Raw genomic sequence first — 19637 nt, forward strand, 5'->3', positions numbered from 1 at the left:
CACTAGCCTTATCTATCTATTTTGGAGGAGCAATATATGAGAAAATGGCACCTACTCCTATTAGTTCTTAGTGTTAGTGTAACCTTACTTGCTGGATGCAGCACAAAGAATATAGACCCTTCCGCAGATAAAGGACAAGCAGAAAAGGCTCCACTTCTGCCGGTATCGGGGGACTATACTTTTTTGCGTTATGTGGAGGATAAAGAGCATACTGAATACCGCGTATTGTACAGCCAAGTGCCTGACAGCAAGATTGTACAGGTCAAGACGGTCCAAAAACTTGATTCTACTGATATTTCAGAAACCAATAATTTTTATGAAGAACTGAAGGATGGCATTTATGGATATATGGTTCTTTCTGAGGATTTTCCGAAAGAATGGACAGCCAAGGATATTAAAAAGTTCCAAAAAACTAAAATCATCGCATATCCCCTTGAGGTCGGAAAAAAGTGGACTGAAAACCTGGAAGACTTGGGTGTCTCCATTTCCTATCACATGCGGTCCATTGACTCGACCTTGGAAACACCGTCAAAAACCTTCAACCAAACCATTGTCATTGATTTTGAAGAAAAGGATCAAAAAGGGAATATCATCAGAAAAGGCACTTCCACTTTTGCACCCCAGGTTGGGTGGATTCGTCACGAAACAGAGGCTGAATATTTGAAGGACATTCACGAACTTGTGAAAATCAATGAATCTTAATTTTTCTCCTTGTTTATTAGAACTTTCAACCTTTTCTTTACGTTTAAAGGTTAGCCATTGTTAATGTTAGTTTTTACAAAAATGTAATGAAGAGACATATCAATATCGTGTATAATAGATAACGTGCAATTATATATTATTTATGGCTATAAACCGTTACATACATTTTTCCAATTATTATATTTCATTCATGGACGGGGGGATGGACTGTTGAGGTTAAGTAAAATTATCTTTGTTATCAGCATCATGGCAAGCTTTTTAATGCTGGTTGCCTCGGTCATCGCATTTGTCATTCATGACATCGGTTACTTTTGGGTAATGTTCGCCTTGATGGTTATCAGTATTTTGCAAAACATTTCCGTTTACAAACATATTTATACAAGTGAAGAGCCAGCAAAAAGCTAGACCGCACCGTTTATTATATAATCGGGCGGTCTTTCACATGGAGATGATGGTTTTTCTTATGCTCTTCTCTCAAAATCAAGAAATCTTGTACCTTGAAAAGTCAACTTTCCCTTGTCTCCCTCTGCCAATAAGCCAAAGGCCCCTTCCTTCATCATGAATTCCATCCTGTCTCCGCTTTCCACCTCGAATGTGCAAAAATAGTCAGTGGATGTGTGGGAATGATGGTGATGGTCGTTGTGATGAGCACCCCCATGTCTCCTTACCCTTGTCCGCTTGGCTACGAGAATGGCTGCTACACTCAGTTTTGGCTGCTGATTATTGCTGTTCCACTCTTTGATTCCCCGAAAAAAAGAAAATAGTATGATACCGAGAACGATAATAAAAAAGATTGGAAATAGCTGAAAAAGAAAATCCCCTGCAAAAAATCCACTAGGCATCCCCATATTGTCTGTCATCATAAATATCCCTCCCATTTATACCTTTACATCGAATATACGTAAAACAGCCGGGGAAAGTTCCAAAAAAAGAAGCTGGTTTTTTCCAGCTCACCATCGACTTGCGCTTATAATTTCATTTCCGTGCCAAGAAATTTACCCTCTCTATCATATAAATGAAATTTCCGCACCACTTTTCCTTCTTTTATGAAGTGTTCGGGTATTTCAACGTGCAAGAGAAATTGCTGATTTTTCACTTCACTTGCGGCCTGGAAAATCATCTCATCCTCAAGTTCCACCTCCAATACCACTTTTTCCACTTCCTTCTTATCCGGTATCAGCCCGTGGATATAGTTCAGCTCGCCATCGGCACTTTTCACCTGTTTTTCTTCAAAGCAAAAAGTCTTTTCACCCTTCATTGAATACGTATCCTTCTTTTTATCGGAAGAAATTCGATAGCCTGCTTCAGTATGTTCAAAGCTTCCCAAAACAGTATTCAAACTATTATTCTCAAGTGAATGAAGCATATAGGTTTGATTCACTTTATCCATGAACAATAACTCCATCCCGCCATGTTCCGATGTGGCACCCAATGCCCCCTGCAAGGTTTTGTAAAAATATATGGGGGCAGCCCCGCTCTTTATCGCGGATTCCGCTATTTCTATTTTTGTGAAGTAGCTTTGAGGAGGTATTGTAATTTCGTTTTCACCATCTTCACCCACAATATCTGTAACAATCGTCTTAATGGCCAAATCCCGATTTTCTCCAAGAAAAAGTGCATAGGTGCCTTTATTCGTTTCAACAAGCTCTGAATAAAAGTCGTGATTTTCCAAGACTCGGACCGGCTTTAATTTCCGGTTCATCCCTTTTTCAAAAATAATTGCACCTATTTTTTCTTTATTATGTAAATAAGTTGCAATGACAGTCGAGGATTTCCCGAGAGCGTGCAGCTCGAGCAATAATGGTTGATCCTCTTTATACCAGTCATTTAGATAAGTTTGAATGTCAGCTTCGGAGTGATGTATGGAGTAGATGTCATAATGATGTACGACAACAGTTGTAAGAGCGATGATGCCAACAAACAAAACGACCACTGCAACTTTTTTCATACAATCCCCCCCTCTGCAAGATTCATTTTTCTAGAAATGAATCACTTTATTTAGTTCTATAGACTCATCTTCTATCATAGAACAAGTTTTATTCGGTAGCTATTGGGAAAGTGTCGACTCGATTTGCAGTTTAAACCGCCATTTACGCCGTTCGTTTTCCTCGATTTGGAAATGCATAGTGCTAATAAGGAAATAATTGCATTTATTAATATAATTTGGACAAATTAAGAAGGAAAATGTTAAGGAGGGATTCTATTGAAAAGATTTGGATTCTGTTTGACTGCTTGCTTGTTATTGACCACTGTCGGAACATATTCATTGGCTCACGCTGAGGATCACACAAATCACCCGGCTGACATGGAGCATCATAAACATAAAATGGAATGGGATGCCGGAGAAAAAGAAAAGGTGGAAGAACTGATCAAGCTTGGCTATTCCAAGCATGATATCTTTGTCGCGATGAAGCTCTCCAAAGAGGCAAAAGTCGAGGCCCAAGAAATTCTTGCCTTCCATCAAAACAGCAAGTCATGGCAACAAACCGCCACCCATTTTGGTGTGGATCCCACAAAAATCAAGCATCATCATGACTGGAAAAAACACCATCTCTATCTCGAAAAGAATAAAGAAAAGGTGATGCCCTACTTAGCGACTTACCTCGGGAAAGAGGAAGCTGAGTTGAATGGCTATCTTGAAGAAGGAGCAAAGCTGCATACCCTTGTAAAAGCTTCCATTGTCTCAAAACTTGCAGGAGTTGAGCTCAAGGAAGTCCTGAAGAAAAAGGAAGATGGTCAATCCTTCCGCGATATCGCGAAGGAATATAAGTTGGAAAAGCAAGATCTAATGATGGAAATGAAAAAATTGAAAGATGCCATTGAAAAGTAAGCAGCAGCCCTGGTGGACCATTTCACCGGGGTTTTTCCCTTTTATCCCAATAATACGAATTAAAATTCCCAAAACGATATTTTTATTCGTCTTTTTCTATAATAGGGGTTTCCTTTTTAAAGTTTTTCCGATATAATCGCTACATAATCCAAACAATTTCATACTCTAAAACTCGTATAATAGTAGGAATATGGCCTACAAGTCTCTACCAAGCTACCGTAAATGGCTTGACTATGAGTGATACCCTGACAATGAATACAAGCTGGCAACAGGACACTCCCTGCTGCCGTACCCTTGTATTGTTTCTTTCCTGTCGAACCCGAAAGTCGTGGTGGTCACTTGTAGTACAGTGCCAACCAGCTTTCGGGTTTTTTATTTTTCCTTTAGGAGGCAAAGTAATGCTAGCATTAGAAAACGCAATTTTAGAAAAAGGCACAGTTCTTCCGGGTGGAGTGCTGAAGGTTAACTCATTTTTAAACCATCAGATAGATACAGGCTTGATGATCGAGATTGGAAAGGAATTTGCCCATAGATTCAAAGATTGTGGCATCACGAAGGTTATTACTATCGAGTCATCAGGGATCGCACCAAGTTTTTTCGCCGCCCATGAGCTCCATGCACCATTGATTTTTGCAAGAAAAAAGAAGTCCCTCACACTTCAGGATAATCTCTATACTAGCAGCGTCTATTCCTTCACCAAACAGGAAACGAGTGAAATTACTGTTGCCAAGGAATTTCTGCATAAGGATGACACCGTCTTGATCATTGATGATTTCCTGGCAAACGGTCAGGCCGCACTTGGCTTGATTGATGTAGCCAAACAGGCAGGAGCGACAATAGCAGGAATCGGGATTGTCATAGAAAAGTCCTTTCAGCCTGGTAGAGAAAAGCTTGAATCAGCAGGCTACCGCGTAGAATCATTGGCAAGAATCGAAAGGCTGGACAATGAAACAGTCACTTTTCTTCAGAAGGACGCTATCCACAGTTAAACAAATTCAAAATTGGAGGTATTGTGCATGTCCACAAAAACCGTAAACTACCCTTGGTATAAAAAAGAAGACACAGATGCATTTTTTGCACTCTTTCAGAACAACCTTGCAAATTTCGTCATCATCGCTGTAACCATGCTGGGCTTGGGCTTTCCTGCCAGCATTGTATTCGGAAAAGTCATTCCTGGTGCAGCGGTAGCGGTGATGGTCGGAAACCTCTATTATGCCTATATGGCAAACCGCCTTGCACAAAAAGAAGGCCGCACCGATGTGACAGCCCTCTCATATGGGATAAGCACTCCCGTCATGTTCGTCTTTTTATTTGGTGTTCTTGTACCCGCCAAAACGCTTACAGGCGATCCTGAACTGGCATGGAAAATTGCAGTGGGAGCCGCTTTCCTGAGTGGCCTTGTGGAAACCCTGGTAAGCTTTACAGGTAACTGGGTACGCAATCAGCTTCCTAGAGCAGCGATGCTTGGAGCGCTTGCCGGTGTGGCCTTGACCTTTATCGCAGGTGAAATGTTGTTCAACACATTCTCCATCCCTGTAGTGGGTCTTGTTGCACTTGTCATTATCATCGTCGGTGTTGTAGGCAAAATGTCGATGCCGTTCAACATCCCATCTTCACTATTCGCAGTAATCATAGGTACCACTCTTGCTTTTACACTAGGCTATCAATCACCTGAAAAAATCAGCGAAGGGCTTGCAAATATCGGGTTCTATCCTTTATTGCCGACACTTGCAGCATTTGATGGAATGACATACCTGTTTGGAACTCTAATCGGCCTTTTAGCCATCATTCTGCCAATCACTTTATATAATGCGATAGAAACAATGAATAATGTCGATGCCATGGCAGCTGCAGGAGATTCTTATGATGTTCGTGAATGCCAGGCTGTGGATGGCGTCGGAACCATGCTTGGTGCTGTATTCGGCGGATTATTCCCTACCACCGTTTATATTGCGACTGTCGGTTCGAAGTGGATGGGAGCAGGCCGCGGCTACAGCATCCTGAATGCCATCGTCTTTGGAGTAGCAGCGGTAACAGGGGTCATCGCCGCAATGGCTGCCATCATCCCGCTGGCAGCAGTCGCTCCGATTCTTGTTTTTGTCGGAATATCCATGGTGGCAACCGCCTTCCAATCGAATGACAAGAAATACTTCCCTGCCGTGGCAATTGCCATGCTTCCTTACTTTGCAAACTACGTGATGACACGCTTCAACAATGCTGCCGGCGAAGTGGTGGCTGGGATCTCTGAAGGAATCGTCCCACTCGGTCAAGGAGCGATGTTTACGGCTATTGTATTAGGCTCCATCACGGTTTATGTAATCGATCAGCAATTCAGGAAGGCTGCCGTCTTTTCGCTTGTAGGTGCGCTACTTTCTTTCGTTGGCTTCATGCATGCACCAAAGCTTGCATTCAATGCCTCACCTGAGTTTGCGATAGGCTATATGCTTGTCTCTGTGTTTTTGGTGTATTGCGCATATCAGCATGCTTCGAGTACAGTGAAAGCCGAGAAAGCGGTTATAGTAAAACAACAGCATATCGCTTCTTGACTTTTTATGTTAAAAGACAGCTTCTCTTTTTGAGTAGCTGTCTTTTTGCTCGGATGTTCTCGGCGCTGTCATTGTCCGGGCACCGATTGGACATTTGTACATATTATACCTAGTAGACCTATAGCGAGGAGGATAATAATGATTACACAGCGTTGGAGTAGTCCCCCGCCTATGGCATTCCGTTCAAAAGGCGGTTGGTTCAGTGGCCCTGGCGGATTCGGAGGCCCTGGCGGATTCGGAGGATTCGGGGGAATTGGATATCCCCTGCTTGGCGGATTAGTGGGTGGGCTCGTCGGAAGTGCACTTTTCAATCAATTTGGCGGACCTTTCGGTGGAGGATACGCAGGATATCCCCCTGCATATGGCGGCATCCCTGGTTACGGGGTTGGCCCAGGGTTTGGTGTAGGTGGCCCTGGATTTGGCGGCGGTGGTCCGGGGTTTGCTGGCGGCGGTCCTGGGTTTGCTGGCGGTGGTCCTGGGTTCGGCGGCGGCCAAGGGTTTGCTGGCGGTGGTCCTGGGTTCGGCGGCGGCAAAGGGTTTGCTGGCGGTGGTCCTGGGTTCGGCGGCGGCCAAGGGTTTGCTGGCGGTGGTCCTGGGTTCGGCGGCGGTTACGGACCAGTCTATGGGAACAGTTATGGTAATATGGAGAATCAAAACTAGATTGAGAGAGCATCTAGCTGCCTGATACACATCTCTTCATATTAATCTAGTATAATAAAGGAAAAGACCAGTGCTGATGAACTGGTCTTCTTGTGTTGGAATGTTTTCACAAAAATGAGACCATCATTCCTTTACCTCTCCGTTATCGTGGTTTCAAAACCGCTTTTTGAGACCACCATTCCTCCATCTTCCCCTTATCGTGGTTTCAAAACCGCTTTTTGAATCCGTCATTCCTCCATCTTCCCCTTATCGTGGTTTCAAGACCGCTTTTTGAGACCACCATTCCTCCATCTTCCCCTTATCGTGGTTTCAAAACCGCTTTTTGAGACCACCATTCCTCCATCTCCCCCTTATCGTGGTTTCAAAACCGCTTTTTGAATCCGTCATTCCTCCATCTCCCCGTTATCGTGGTTTCAAAACCGCTTTTTGAGACCACCGTTCCTCCATCTCCCCGTTATCGTGGTATCATACCCACTGTTTGAGACCACCATTCTCCCTTCTCCCCTTCATCGCGGTCCCAAAACAGCTCCATATAACCGTCACTCCCACGCTACCCAATAAAAAAAAACCAGGTCCTCTCCACCACAGAGAAAACCTGGCTATTCAGCCCTACATTTTCATTTTTAATTGCTCAGATCCATCATCATCTTCACTATCCACTTTCTTTTCCTTCAAGAACTCCTCTAGCTTCTTTTTGCTTTTTCTAGAAGTCAATATATAGAGAAAGTCCTTTTCGCGGATGACCGTATCTCCCGACGGGGTCACAAGTATGCCAGACCGGATGATTGCATTGATCAGCGTGTTTTCGGGGAACTTGATATCCGCCAAAGACTGACCGATGATCTTCGCATTGTCCTCCACTTCCACCTCGATGATCTCTGCGTTTGCCTTTCCGATGGAAACGAGCTCCAAGGAATGTGGTGGCGAAACCTTTTTGGGTCCCATCAGCTTCAGCTTTGCCGCAAGCATCGTAATGGTGGATCCCTGAACAAGTGTGGATGTCAATACAACGAAAAATACTACATTGAAAAACAGCTGGCTGTTCGGGATCCCTGCAAGCATCGGGAACGTTGCAAGGACAATCGGTACAGCCCCCCTCAAACCAGCCCATGAGAGGAATACCTTTTCCTTTGTATCAAAATCCATGCCGATGGTGGATAGGAATACCGCCACGGGTCTTGCCACAAGAATGAGGACAAAAGAGATCAGCAGACCTTTTAGAATAATATCAAATTGAAACAGCTGTCCTGGGAAAACCAATAATCCCAGGATGATAAACATGAGTATCTGCATCATCCATGCAAATCCTTCGTTGAAACGGAAGATGGAGTGGCGATAAGTCAGTTCGCTATTTCCGATGATAAGGGCAGCCACATAAACTGCAAGGAGGCCACTCGCCCCCATCAATGCTGCCGCGCTATAAGTGAGCAGCGCAAAAGCCATCGCAAAAACCGGATAGAGTCCACTTGAATCGAGATTTATCTTGTTGATGCTATAGGATGCAAACTTACCTAAAAGTAAACCAAGTAGCAGTCCGAATCCCATTTGCCAGAAAAAGTTGCCGATAAATCCTAGATAGCTTGGCTCGGGTGCAAGAATCAGTTCGATGAATGCCAAGGTCAGGAAGACAGCCATCGGATCATTTGTACCTGACTCCGCCTCAAGGGTCGCTCCCATGCGCTCCTTGATATTCTGACCCTTCAACACTGCAAAAACAGCTGCCGCATCTGTGGATCCGACGATTGCTCCAAACAGGAATGCCTCAAGCATTGACACATCCAATATCAGCTTTGCAGCTAATGCGACAATGGTTGTTGTAAGAATCACACCCAAGGTTGCCAAAGATAATGATGGGATGATGACAGGCTTCACTGTCTTCCACTTGGTTTGCAGACCACCCTCGAACAGGATGATGACAAGTGCAAAAACACCGATCAGCTGGGCGTACTTTGCATTATCAAAATAGATGAACCCAAGACCGTCACTACCTGCAACCATACCAACAATAATGAAGAGAACAAGTGCAGGAACACCCATCCTGGCAGAGAATTTTGTAGTCAGCACGCCAGCAATCAATAACATTGCAATCAATAAAATAAAATAGTCCACATTGAATGCTCCAGAAATCATCGACTCCCCCCTTAATTTTATAGATTCACATCAATCTTCACCGATGTGTTTGCTTCTTTTTTGATTCCCAGGTATCGAAGTGTTTCAGAAGGTGATGAATGGTGGAAATGCTTTTGAAGGATGGAGATGGCAACACCGCTATGATAAGCGTGATAGCCAAACGTTTTGCGAAGTGTATGAGTCCCGACTTTTCCTGGGACACCGACTTCCTTCGCTGCATGGTTGATGATCCTATAGGCTTGCTGCCGGGTTATGGGTGAGGCACATTTTTTGGATTTAAAAAGATAATCATCCGGCTCCGCATCCACTGTCTTTATATAGGATGTCAACGCATTCCTTACTTGATTATTGATATAGATGGAAGGAGAATAATCATCGTTGGCTGAGTAAAACTCCTTGATGCTTTCCTCTCCTTCCACTACATCCTGAACCTTAAGCTGAAGCAGTTCGCTTACACGAAGTCCCATATTTATACCCATTACAAAAAATAGGTTATCCCTTAATGAATGCTTATGAAGATACTCTTTCATCGCATGTATATAGTGTTTATCCTTTAAGGCCTCCACATACTCCATTCTAAAAATACACCTCCTAATGTTACTTAACTCTATTTTAACTCATGTATATGTAACATTAAATGAATTTGCTCATATTCGAGATAAATAATTTTAGATAATTAAAAAACATAGATAACCGCCAATAACACATGAAAAAAGAAGCCCCCGAAATATAAGGCTTCTTCCAACATTCTATAAAAATAGTATTACTAGAGTTCCCACGATAAAACAGTAGATCGAAAAGTAAATAAGATTCCCTTTCGCCATGATGTTCATGAACCATTTCAAGGAGAAATAAGAAGCAACCAAAGAACCCAGGAATGCCAGCGTATAAGGCAGGGCAAGTTCACCGAGGTTTGGTGTTTTAATGAGATCGGATACAGCCAACATGATACTTCCTACACTGACTGGAATGAAAAGTAAAAATGAGAACTTCAATGCCGTTTCCTGCTTCATGCCAAGCCCCATTGCCGCTACGATGGTAGCCCCTGACCTACTGATTCCGGGAATCAGGGCAACTGCTTGGGCCAAACCGATGATGATGGCATCTTTAAGGGTAAGCTCAGCGTCATTCTTTCTGCCACGCAGATTTCGGATCAGGAACAAGGCAACCCCTGTCACAAGAAGTGTCAATCCGATGATTTTGATGTTCTCATCAAGCATTTCACCGATCCAATCACCAAAAAGAACGCCAATAAGTCCAGCAGGAATCGTAGCAATGATAAGGTAAAGGGAGAAACGGAAATCAGCCTTATCCGATTCATTCCTTTTCATGATATATCTTGTAGCCCCAAAGAATAGCTGGGCGATGGATTCGCGATAGATGATTAAAATAGCCAGAAGGGACGCAAAGTTGACGACGATCTCAAAGGTCAATCCTTCCATTCTCATTCCTAGCAGTTCCTGAAGTATCATCACATGACCACTTGATGAAATGGGAATCGGTTCTGTAATCCCTTGAAAAATACCTAAAAGTAAATATTTTAACAACAACATAATTTCTTCCATAATGAACGGACCTCAGTTTCGTATAATGATAAAAATTAAATATAACACATATGAGATGGCAAGGATACTCCCTTCAATTTTTCCGATACAATATCTTGTTCGTGAAAATATAAGAAGGACAACGTTCAAAAATAGCATAATAAAAATATCCATAAAGATCTTGTCATTTACCGGCAATGGAGTAATGACAGATGACGTACCAAGTACAAAAAGGATATTGAATATATTGCTTCCTACTATATTTCCCAGTGCAATCTCACTCTGTTTTTTTATGGCAGCCGTAATGGATGTGACAAGTTCAGGAAGAGATGTACCGACTGCAACAATGGTCAGTCCGACTAATGTTTCGCTCATACCAAGGGATATCGCAATTTCGGTACTGTTTCGGACTACCATCTCCCCACCGAAGATGATGGCGGCAAGGCCAAGCAATGTCTTGATTGCATTTTTCCCCCATGAGCTTTTTTCTGTTATCTCTTCTGTATCCAATTGCTCCCGATTATTCCTGGCAACCTCGAAAATATAATACATGAACACCGTGAATATCAATAGAAAAATGAAGCCATCACTTCTGGTTATCAGGTTCGAACTGAATCCCTGCAAGGCAATGTCACTGATGACAACGAGTAATACCATACTTCCCAACAGGGTGAATGGAATTTCCTTTCGGATAGTGGCGCTCTCCACCTTTAATGGGTTAATCAATGCCGTTATGCCCACAACAAGTGTGATGTTGAATATATTACTTCCGATAACATTTCCAAGTGATACTTCCGCACTGCCATCGAGTGCCGCGAGAATACTGACCGTAGCCTCCGGAGAGCTTGTCCCGAATGCAACGATGGTCAGTCCGATCAAGAGCGGAGATACTCGCAGAAGGGATGCAATTTTGGATGCACCCTCTACAAAGAAATCCGCTCCCTTAATTAAAAGTGCAAAACCTACAACAAGAAGCACATATGTCATGACATTCGATTCCTTTACTTTGTATTAGTTGTTAAGCTCAGTCTTTTGAACAAGCTGTTCGAACCATTTTTGAGTATCGGTTTTAGATTCAGCATTAATGAATAGCTGATCGTCTCCCACTTCCACATATAAATAGGGAGCTTTTCCTTTATGGATATACAAAAGACTGCTGCCGTATCCCTTTACTATAAAATGCCCTTTTGACATCGTCGGCATTCCAAAACCGTTTTTCCGCACCTCCACCTTTGGCATTTCTTTTAAAAGTTCTACCCTTTTTACATCCTCATAGCGCCATTCATCGCCGTATACACCAGTCACTTCAAATGTATCAGCCTTTTGCACCAACTGAAAATCTTGATAACCTATGTAAGTAAGGACACCAACAAATCCGATTGTAATGATAAATATGGATGAACTGATGATATAGCTTTTCTTCCTCTTTGCTGCCACTTCGTATTTTGACAGGTAGATGAAGCCTCCGAGCAGTATGACAAGCATGAATACAATCTGTACTTCCAGGGCATAGGCAAAACCAGTGAATAATAAAGGGGGCAGGATCAACATACCCAGTCCTGTCATCATCAGCATTTTGCCTGTATTTTTTGGATAGCCATTTTGGATCAACTGCTTTTTCTCCTCATCCGGCCTTGAGTGAAAATTGGAAATAAGGCCATACGCCTTTTTAAAAAGAATAAGCCATCCCAACACTAAAAATATGAGTGCTACCCCAAGCTGAATGAAAAATAACGTCCACATCATCCCCACTTCCTTCCTTAATAGCCGAACAATCTATCTTCTTATTTAAAGTTTATGCTTACCGCATTAATTTTTGCAAGTTTCTAACTTTAGAGAGCGTCTATTACTCCAATAGTGACAATATCCTAGTAGTAAGAAAAGGGGGCTCTATAATCATCATGAGTATAGCAGCTTTATTCATCCCATTTTTGATGCTTGTTTTATTGGGTGTCTGCCTTTTCATGGCAGGAAGCTACGCAAAAAAAACTACTTCAGAAAAAAGTCGAGGTGCAAACATGATTAGAGTGGTATATTACTATTTGATTCTGTTCATGACCTTAATGATGACCATCGGAGGAAGTGTCGCCGCCTTCATGGCAATCGCGGATATCGTTTCTCCGCCAAGCTATTATCAAAGCTATATGGAATACAAGGAAATGAAAATTGCCAACAAAACCAAATATGATGAAAACGGCAAACCGATCTCCATCCCTGAAATAGACGAAGACGAATTGCTGAAAGAGTACGATATGGTCGTGAAACAGGACAAAGAACGCAATAAGGAAAGAGCCTGGAACACCCTGATTAAAAGCTTCGGCTGGATCGTCATCCCCCTCCCCATCTTTATCTTCTATCAACGAAAGATCCGCAGTTCAAAGGAATAAGTCCCATTCTAAGCCTTCCACTTATTATGGTGGTGAGGCTTTTTTATTTACCCAATCCATAAATGACTCCAATTGCCTGATTCATTCTTCATAAAAAATTTACAAAAAAACGTATTGACGAACAGGAAAAAGGGGAGTAAATTATAATACATCATACAGAAACATATAAACCTATTGCTTAATCTTTTAAGAGCGGGGGAACCATACTGATAATGGACTTTTTCATTATCTTGGGGTGAATCACGTAAATGCGAAGAGGACTCTCATCCTCTAACCCGACAGCTAACCTCGTAAGCTTATTGAGAGAAGGGTCTAATTTATGAACATTCGGACCATTCTTTGTGTTGTCAAGGAATGGTCTTTTTATGTTCAAAGGGAGAAGGAACTAACATGAAAAAGCAGTTTGTCGTGATTGGATTGGGACGATTCGGAGGCAGCATAGTAGAGGAGTTTTCCACTCTTGGTGTCGAGGTGCTTGCCATCGACAAAGACGAGGAAAACATCAATAAAATCAGTCCTTATGCGACCCATGCTGTACAAGCCAATGCAATAGATGAGGCCACACTGAATTCTCTTGGCATCCGGAATTTTGATCACGCCATCGTGTCAATGGGGGACGATATAGAATCCAGCATCCTCTGCAGCCTCCTGTTAAAAGAGATGGGATTAAAAAAAGTGTGGGTAAAAGCGAACAATAAATATCACCAGAAAGTTCTAGAAAAAATTGGAGTCGATCGCATCATCCAGCCAGAACGTGATATGGCAAAGAGGATTGCACACCACGTCGTATCGGATAAAATCATCGACTACATCGAACTTTCCGATAACCATAGTATCGCAGAATTATATGCAACCAAAAAGGTGGCCAATAGGAATTTGATGGAACTGGATATACGAGCCAAGTATGGCTGTACTTTGATAGGCATACAACGGGACGGAGACATCATTCTTTCACCGGCTGCTGATGAAGTGATCCGGGAAGGAGATCTGATGATCATTTTGGGAAGAAATGAAGATATTCACCGTTTTGAGGAGACTGGGGTGTAAAGGATGCATAAACTGAGTATTAAACTTAGTCCGCCTCAACTTCTCATCCTTGTTTTCATCGTTTTTGTATTTATCGGAAGCCTGTTGCTTATGCTCCCGGCTTCCACCACCGAATCCATTTCATTCATCGACGCCTTGTTTACTGCCATGTCAGCCATGACAGTGACAGGGTTGGTGGTGGTGGACACAGCTAGTGTTTACACTGTATTTGGGCAGGTCATCATCATGGCCCTCATTCAATTGGGAGGAATCGGCATCATGACATTTGCCGTCCTCATTTTCATGATGCTAGGCAAAAAAATCGGCTTCCAGGAAAGATTGCTTCTGCAGCAAGCATTGAATCAGACATCAGTCGGGGGGATCATCCTCCTTGTCCGCAGGATTGTCATTTTCTCCTTGCTGATTGAAGGAATAGCTGCACTCTTATTGTCTTACCGATGGGTACCTGAATATGGATGGGGACAAGGGATATATTTGAGTATATTCCACTCCATTTCCGCTTTTAACAATGCTGGATTTGCATTATGGGCAGACGGCTTATCTCAATACGTTGGAGATCCTGTAATCAACATCGTCATCTCCTTCCTATTTATCATTGGAGGAATCGGTTTCACGGTTCTTACGGATTTATGGTACACAAAGGAGTTTAGGAAACTCTCCTTACACACAAAGATCATGCTGTTCGGAACACTTGGGATCAACCTGCTGGCCATGCTGGTCATTTTCTCACTTGAATATTTCAACCCTGGCACACTGGCTGATTTGACGTTTATGGAGAAACTCTGGGCCTCCTATTTCCAGGCTGTTACGACAAGAACTGCGGGATTTAATTCAATCGACATAGGAGCGATGGAGAGTTCATCCATCCTGTTCATGATACTGCTGATGTTCATTGGCGCAGGAAGCACATCAACCGGTGGCGGGATCAAGCTCACAACCTTTATCATTATCATTCTGGCAGTCATCACTTTTATTAAAGGCAAACAAGAAATTGTTCTATTTAAAAGATCCATCCATCAAAAATATGTATTCAAGTCGCTTGCAATCACGATTATCAGTGTGCTGTTCGTATTTTTATCCATGTTCATTTTAACCATCACCGAAAAAATGGACTTTCTCCAATTATTATTTGAAGTGGTTTCCGCTTTTGGTACGGTCGGACTTTCCATGGGTATTACAGCAGACCTTACCATAATTGGAAAAGCGGTCATCATCTTCATCATGCTGCTTGGTAAGCTTGGGCCACTGACGCTTGCATATTCCCTTGCAAAACCGACAGCAGCAAAAATACGTTATCCTAATGAAGACCTGTTGACAGGTTAATGCAAAATAAAAAATGCTCCCTTGGCCAGGAGCATTTTTTTGTATCATGATATCAAAGAAATCAATAGAATCTCTTTCTGAATCCTTCCTCGATCAGATATTGCTTTGCTTCATTATAGGAAGGAAATGTCCCGTCCAAGTTTGGACCTGCATAGACATTCCACATATCATCCTCAAGCACCAGCATGAGCGTCTGATCTTCGTCATTCGCCCACTTCTCATCTTCAAAAGCCTCGGCTTCTTTAGAGGCATCAGACGTGGTTTCCGTACTTAAGGCTTCAATGGCTTTTGCGATAACCTCTTTCAGCTCTTCCTCCGAAAATTCACGGATATTTACCATGCCCTTTTCGTCTGTCCGATATCCCTTGATACCTTTTGCATATACGAAGCCATTGCCGTTTGGATGCAAGTGATACACGACATTTTTCTTATCACTTAAGCTCTCCTCGAATTGAAAATTGACCCGTTTCAGCGATACGTCCTTACGTTCCAGTTCAGGAAAGGATTCGATAATAGTAAGTTTTTGTTCAAATGTTAACATAATGCCTCCAAAAAGAAGTATTTACACATTAGACCATTATATCATTAGTGGTTGGTTTCACAAAAAAAATTATGCGAACACATATTTCCTTGTTCTCAGTTGGACATTCAATACAATACCTATGGCAATCATATAGGTTAAGAGTGAACTTCCTCCATAACTGAAGAAAGGAAGCGGGATACCTGTAATTGGCAAGAGCCCCACAGTCATGCCGATATTCTGGAAAACCTGGAATGTAATCATCCCTATGATACCCGTACATAAATAGCTGCCATAAGTATCATGGCATTGCAAAGCGATGAATGTAATCTTATATAATAGAAGGAAAAATAACGATAACACTATGGTTGTCCCCATGAACCCGAACTGATTGGCTATGGCCGCAAAAATGAAATCGGTATGCGCTTCAGGCAGATAGACATTCATCGAGCCGTACCCTGCGCCAGTATACTCCCCAGACCCGATAGCGAGCAGGGATCGGACCAATTGGAACCCCTGTTCATCCTGATATTCATAAGGATTCAACCAGCCGTAGAATCGGTCCAATTGATACTCAGGTATGAAATACTTATGGAAAAATTCAGGAAATTGGATGAAAATATAGATAAATATTGCGGCAAAGCCCACTCCGATGGAAATGAGCCCTACAATGATGCTCCACCGTATACCAGACACCAACACCAAAGCGGCAATAATGGAGAGGTACACCATGGTCGTACCCATGTCAGGCTGCCTCATCAAAAGAAGGACCGGCACCAGTGAAGCCGCAGCCATCTTGAAGAGAAGATAGAAACTATCTCTCACTTCAGGGTTTTCGTATTTTGTACGATGGTCTGCAATAATTTTGCTCAATACAAGAATAAGTGCTATCTTCATTAATTCAGAGGGCTGGATATTACCAAGGCCCGGGATGCTGTACCAGCTTCTTGCACCCTTTATTTCAAGGGTACCTGGAAAATTCAGTTCCAATCCAATTAAAAAGAATATACCGATACCGTACGTGATCCAGGCAAGATTTCGAAGGTAATCAAAGTGGATAAGCAGGGATAGGCCGATCCCGATTGTCCCCACCAAAAACCAGACAAGTTGCTTTTCCATGAAATTGATGCCTTGCAAAGCCTTCGGCAAGGTCGGTTCAATGCTATCGAGTGCAATCAAGCTTGCAAGTACCATCATGATCATCAAAAAAATGAGCGTGACATCTAATTGTTGTTTATCTTTATAATCCACATTCTTCTACTCCATTTTCAGCAAATAATTAGGATATTGACTCTTCATATATTATTATCTAATAATATAGTGCATATCTACAGTCCGTATTGTTTTCTTATCGAATAAATCATATTCGAGTATCCCTTTGTAGTCAATCATTTTACTATCTTTTCAAATATGTATTTTTAGCCAAAATAAAGTATTCTTTGATAAAGAATGGGGAAATTACTATTATTATTTCTTAGGAGGCAACAAATTTGATTATTGCATTACTATTTTTTCTCTTCATGTCGTTTTTTCTGTCAGGCAGTGAAACGGCCCTGACCGCTGTAAATAAGATGAAGGTACATACACAGGCGGAAAACAATGATCCACGATCCAAAAAGCTGTTGAAGCTGATTTCAAAGCCTGATGAATTCATTACCGCCATCCTTATCGGTAACAACATAGCCAACATCATGCTCCCGACGCTAGTCACCTTGATAGCGATTCAATACGATTACAATGTCGGGGTTGCGACTGCCGTTTTGACAGTGGTCATCATCATCTTCGCAGAGGTGTTGCCAAAGTCCATTGCAGCAACCTTTGCCAATCGTGTTGCCTACATAGTTTCACCTGTCATTTCTCTATTGCTGATTGTGCTTAAACCATTAATATTCCTCCTCTCCCTTTTTACAAATTCAGTCATCAGGATGCTTTCAAGGGGAATGATCAAAGAGGCTACACTTTCAAAAGAAGAGCTCAAGACCATGGTGGATATCGGATTGACTGAAGGAACCTTCTATCAGGAAGAATCGCAAATAATCAAAGGCGCCATCGATTTCCATACAAAGGATGTCCGGGATGCACTTAAAACACCACGAATAGAAATCCATGGGCTGCCTTGCGAAGTCACATTTGAAGAAGCGCGGAATTTTGTCATGGATAGCAGCTATACCAGATATCCAGTTTATAAAGAGAATATGGATAATATCGTAGGTGTCTTTCATGCAAAATTGCTGCTCAATTGGTCCATCGAACCAGATTTGACTATCAGGGATTTTATGGACAAAAGTCCCCTATTCGTGGCAGAATCCACGAATATTGAAAAAGTCTTTAAAATGATGCTGAAGGAAAAGAAGCACTTGGCCATAGTCATTGACGAATATGGTGGAACAACGGGTATCATTAGTCACGAGGATATCATCGAGGCAATGATCGGACTTGAGATTGAAGATGAAACAGATGAAGACAGTGATATTCTCATTGATGAGTTAACTGAAAACCAGATAATCTGCCACGGAAAAATTTCCATCAGACGCTTTAACGAAGTATTCAAAACCAAAGTTCCAGAAGACGAGGATACGATTGCAGGATTTTTCCTTAAAGAAGTCGGACATATCCCGGAGGTGGGGCAAACGATGGAATATCATCACCTTCATTTTGAAGTGGTCGTAATGGAGGATAATGTGTTAAAACAGGTAAAAGTCACAAAGAAGACCAAACTTCAGACTGAACCACATTAATATAAGAAAGGAGCCAACAGATGCTTGGCCCCTTTCTTTTTTGTATTAGAACGTATGAGCTAGATCCTTTGCACGTGCAATCGCATTTTCTTTGATTTCCTGGGCTTTATCCGGCATAGCTGCATGCCCTTCGACAAATAGACCTTCAAATGACGGTACGCCGAAGAATTGCATGAGGACAGTCAGATAACGATGCCCCATCTCCATCCCTGCAGCAGGACCCTCTGAATAGATACCGCCACGTGCCTGGATGTGAAGTGCCTTTTTATCTGTCAGAAGGCCAACCGGACCCTCGGCTGTATATTTAAAGGTTTTCCCTGCCACTGCTACAGAATCAAGGTAAGCCTTCATGACAGGTGGAAATGAGAAGTTCCATAAAGGCGTAACAAAAACATACTTGTCAGCTGCAATGAATTGCTCCGACAATTCATTTAGACGGCTGACTTTTGCCTTTTCTTCCCCGGACAACTCTTCAAATCCTTTACCGGATTGGAGTTTTCCCCATCCACTGAACACGTCAACATCGATATGAGGTATATTCTCACGATATAGATCAAGATGGATTACTTCATCATTCGCGTTTACCTCCTTATACGTATCAATGAACGCTTTTGCTACAGCCATACTGTAGGATTGGGTATCATCATGCGGATGTGCAGTGATATATAAAACTTTAGCCATTTAAAATCTATCCCTTCTTGTAAGAAATTAAGATAGTTTAGTTTGCCTCAAAATACAATAAGTACCAACTATCTCGAATGTGTTTATTTTTAATTCGAGATAATAATATTAAATATATCTTTTTGGTGCAAGTAATTTGTTTCACCAAAAAAAAAAAGACTTGCCTAAAAGACAAATCCCGATCAACTATTCCTCATTATGTAGTACAAACGGATTAGCTCCGATATTTTTTCTCATTTCATCCGTCACGATCAACGTTTCATTTCCAGTTAAGGAATCCTCATTCCCGTTTACAGCTGGAGCACTGCCATCATAGTGATTCGGCTTATTTTCCATTTCATTCACCTCCATCGTTTTAATGGTTAGTATATACTTTATTGTAAAAGCAATTCCATCAATATAAAAGGTGTTTTTGGTATTTTTTTCAGAAAAGATGTGATTTTTTACCCATTTTAACATTTGCTTCTCAATTTGAGTCATTTCACTGTGGGCAACCAAAGGGATATCGATGAAAATTTCAATATATCAA

At 42.0% G+C, this 19637-nt stretch carries 21 protein-coding genes and 2 riboswitches; of the genes, 10 read left to right on the forward strand and 11 right to left on the reverse strand.

What is annotated here, in order from left to right; genetic code table 11:
- The first annotated feature begins 36 nt into the window (after positions 1-36).
- Positions 37-702 carry a hypothetical protein gene (locus tag JOC95_RS13115; RefSeq protein ID WP_204416994.1) on the forward strand — a complete coding sequence of 222 codons (666 nt, stop codon included), beginning with the start codon at positions 37-39 and terminating at the stop codon, positions 700-702.
- A gap of 210 nt (positions 703-912) precedes the next feature.
- A complete protein-coding gene (locus tag JOC95_RS13120) occupies positions 913-1107 on the forward strand; it encodes a hypothetical protein (protein ID WP_204416996.1) in 195 nt (64 codons plus the stop codon).
- 56 nt (positions 1108-1163) lie between these two features.
- Here the strand turns inward: JOC95_RS13120 and JOC95_RS13125 are convergent, their stop codons facing one another.
- Positions 1164-1565, reverse strand: coding sequence for a DUF2500 domain-containing protein (locus tag JOC95_RS13125; protein ID WP_239582885.1), 402 nt, complete (start codon positions 1563-1565; stop codon positions 1164-1166).
- Between the two features lie 104 nt (positions 1566-1669).
- Positions 1670-2650: a hypothetical protein gene (locus JOC95_RS13130; protein WP_204416998.1), complete on the reverse strand. Its 981-nt coding sequence runs from the start codon at positions 2648-2650 to the stop codon at positions 1670-1672.
- Positions 2651-2905: 255 nt separating this feature from the next.
- Between JOC95_RS13130 and JOC95_RS13135 the strand changes: the two genes are divergently transcribed.
- From JOC95_RS13135 to JOC95_RS13150, 4 genes are all read left to right on the forward strand, one after another.
- On the forward strand, positions 2906-3532 hold the full coding sequence (locus tag JOC95_RS13135) for a hypothetical protein (protein ID WP_204417000.1): 627 nt from the start codon (positions 2906-2908) through the stop codon (positions 3530-3532).
- 152 nt (positions 3533-3684) lie between these two features.
- A riboswitch (purine riboswitch) is annotated at positions 3685-3786 on the forward strand.
- A 144-nt stretch (positions 3787-3930) separates the two neighbouring features.
- Entirely contained in the window at positions 3931-4521 is a 591-nt protein-coding gene (locus JOC95_RS13140) for a xanthine phosphoribosyltransferase (protein ID WP_204417002.1), read from the forward strand.
- A 27-nt stretch (positions 4522-4548) separates the two neighbouring features.
- Entirely contained in the window at positions 4549-6078 is a 1530-nt protein-coding gene (locus JOC95_RS13145) for a SulP family inorganic anion transporter (protein WP_204417004.1), read from the forward strand.
- A gap of 138 nt (positions 6079-6216) precedes the next feature.
- Positions 6217-6738 (forward strand): hypothetical protein, encoded by a 522-nt coding sequence (locus tag JOC95_RS13150; RefSeq protein WP_204417006.1) that lies wholly within the window; start codon positions 6217-6219, stop codon positions 6736-6738.
- Between the two features lie 609 nt (positions 6739-7347).
- Here JOC95_RS13150 and JOC95_RS13155 read toward each other — a convergent pair.
- From JOC95_RS13155 to JOC95_RS13175, 5 genes are all read right to left on the reverse strand, one after another.
- On the reverse strand, positions 7348-8868 hold the full coding sequence (locus tag JOC95_RS13155) for a potassium/proton antiporter (RefSeq protein ID WP_204417008.1): 1521 nt from the start codon (positions 8866-8868) through the stop codon (positions 7348-7350).
- A gap of 17 nt (positions 8869-8885) precedes the next feature.
- Positions 8886-9443: a tyrosine-type recombinase/integrase gene (locus JOC95_RS13160; RefSeq protein WP_204417010.1), complete on the reverse strand. Its 558-nt coding sequence runs from the start codon at positions 9441-9443 to the stop codon at positions 8886-8888.
- Between the two features lie 174 nt (positions 9444-9617).
- On the reverse strand, positions 9618-10433 hold the full coding sequence (locus tag JOC95_RS13165) for an undecaprenyl-diphosphate phosphatase (protein WP_204417012.1): 816 nt from the start codon (positions 10431-10433) through the stop codon (positions 9618-9620).
- Between the two features lie 12 nt (positions 10434-10445).
- Positions 10446-11399 carry a calcium/sodium antiporter gene (locus JOC95_RS13170; RefSeq protein WP_204417020.1) on the reverse strand — a complete coding sequence of 318 codons (954 nt, stop codon included), beginning with the start codon at positions 11397-11399 and terminating at the stop codon, positions 10446-10448.
- Between the two features lie 24 nt (positions 11400-11423).
- Complete coding sequence (locus tag JOC95_RS13175) at positions 11424-12158, reverse strand: DUF3784 domain-containing protein (protein WP_239582886.1); 735 nt, start codon at positions 12156-12158, stop codon at positions 11424-11426.
- A gap of 155 nt (positions 12159-12313) precedes the next feature.
- Here JOC95_RS13175 and JOC95_RS13180 point away from each other — a divergent pair, with 155 nt between their 5' ends.
- The 3 genes from JOC95_RS13180 (at position 12314) to JOC95_RS13190 (ending at position 15169) form a co-directional block, all read left to right on the forward strand.
- Positions 12314-12799 carry a hypothetical protein gene (locus JOC95_RS13180; RefSeq protein ID WP_239582887.1) on the forward strand — a complete coding sequence of 162 codons (486 nt, stop codon included), beginning with the start codon at positions 12314-12316 and terminating at the stop codon, positions 12797-12799.
- Between the two features lie 165 nt (positions 12800-12964).
- Positions 12965-13110, forward strand: a riboswitch (cyclic di-AMP (ydaO/yuaA leader).
- Between the two features lie 79 nt (positions 13111-13189).
- Entirely contained in the window at positions 13190-13846 is a 657-nt protein-coding gene (locus JOC95_RS13185; RefSeq protein WP_204417022.1) for a potassium channel family protein, read from the forward strand.
- 3 nt (positions 13847-13849) lie between these two features.
- Entirely contained in the window at positions 13850-15169 is a 1320-nt protein-coding gene (locus tag JOC95_RS13190; RefSeq protein WP_204417024.1) for a TrkH family potassium uptake protein, read from the forward strand.
- A 61-nt stretch (positions 15170-15230) separates the two neighbouring features.
- Here the strand turns inward: JOC95_RS13190 and JOC95_RS13195 are convergent, their stop codons facing one another.
- Together JOC95_RS13195 and JOC95_RS13200 are read right to left on the reverse strand one after the other, a co-directional pair.
- Positions 15231-15710 (reverse strand): hypothetical protein, encoded by a 480-nt coding sequence (locus JOC95_RS13195; RefSeq protein WP_204417026.1) that lies wholly within the window; start codon positions 15708-15710, stop codon positions 15231-15233.
- 69 nt (positions 15711-15779) lie between these two features.
- Complete coding sequence (locus JOC95_RS13200) at positions 15780-16892, reverse strand: FtsW/RodA/SpoVE family cell cycle protein (RefSeq protein WP_204417312.1); 1113 nt, start codon at positions 16890-16892, stop codon at positions 15780-15782.
- A 287-nt stretch (positions 16893-17179) separates the two neighbouring features.
- Between JOC95_RS13200 and JOC95_RS13205 the strand changes: the two genes are divergently transcribed.
- Positions 17180-18427: a hemolysin family protein gene (locus JOC95_RS13205; protein WP_204417036.1), complete on the forward strand. Its 1248-nt coding sequence runs from the start codon at positions 17180-17182 to the stop codon at positions 18425-18427.
- Between the two features lie 45 nt (positions 18428-18472).
- On the opposite strand, the gene JOC95_RS13210 is transcribed toward JOC95_RS13205, so the two are convergent.
- Positions 18473-19108, reverse strand: coding sequence for an FMN-dependent NADH-azoreductase (locus tag JOC95_RS13210; protein WP_204417038.1), 636 nt, complete (start codon positions 19106-19108; stop codon positions 18473-18475).
- Positions 19109-19294: 186 nt separating this feature from the next.
- Positions 19295-19444: a hypothetical protein gene (locus tag JOC95_RS13215; RefSeq protein WP_204417040.1), complete on the reverse strand. Its 150-nt coding sequence runs from the start codon at positions 19442-19444 to the stop codon at positions 19295-19297.
- Positions 19445-19637 lie beyond the last annotated feature (193 nt).

This window comes from Sutcliffiella tianshenii, assembly GCF_016908565.1.
In the GTDB taxonomy this organism is placed as follows: domain Bacteria; phylum Bacillota; class Bacilli; order Bacillales; family Bacillaceae_I; genus Sutcliffiella_A; species Sutcliffiella_A tianshenii.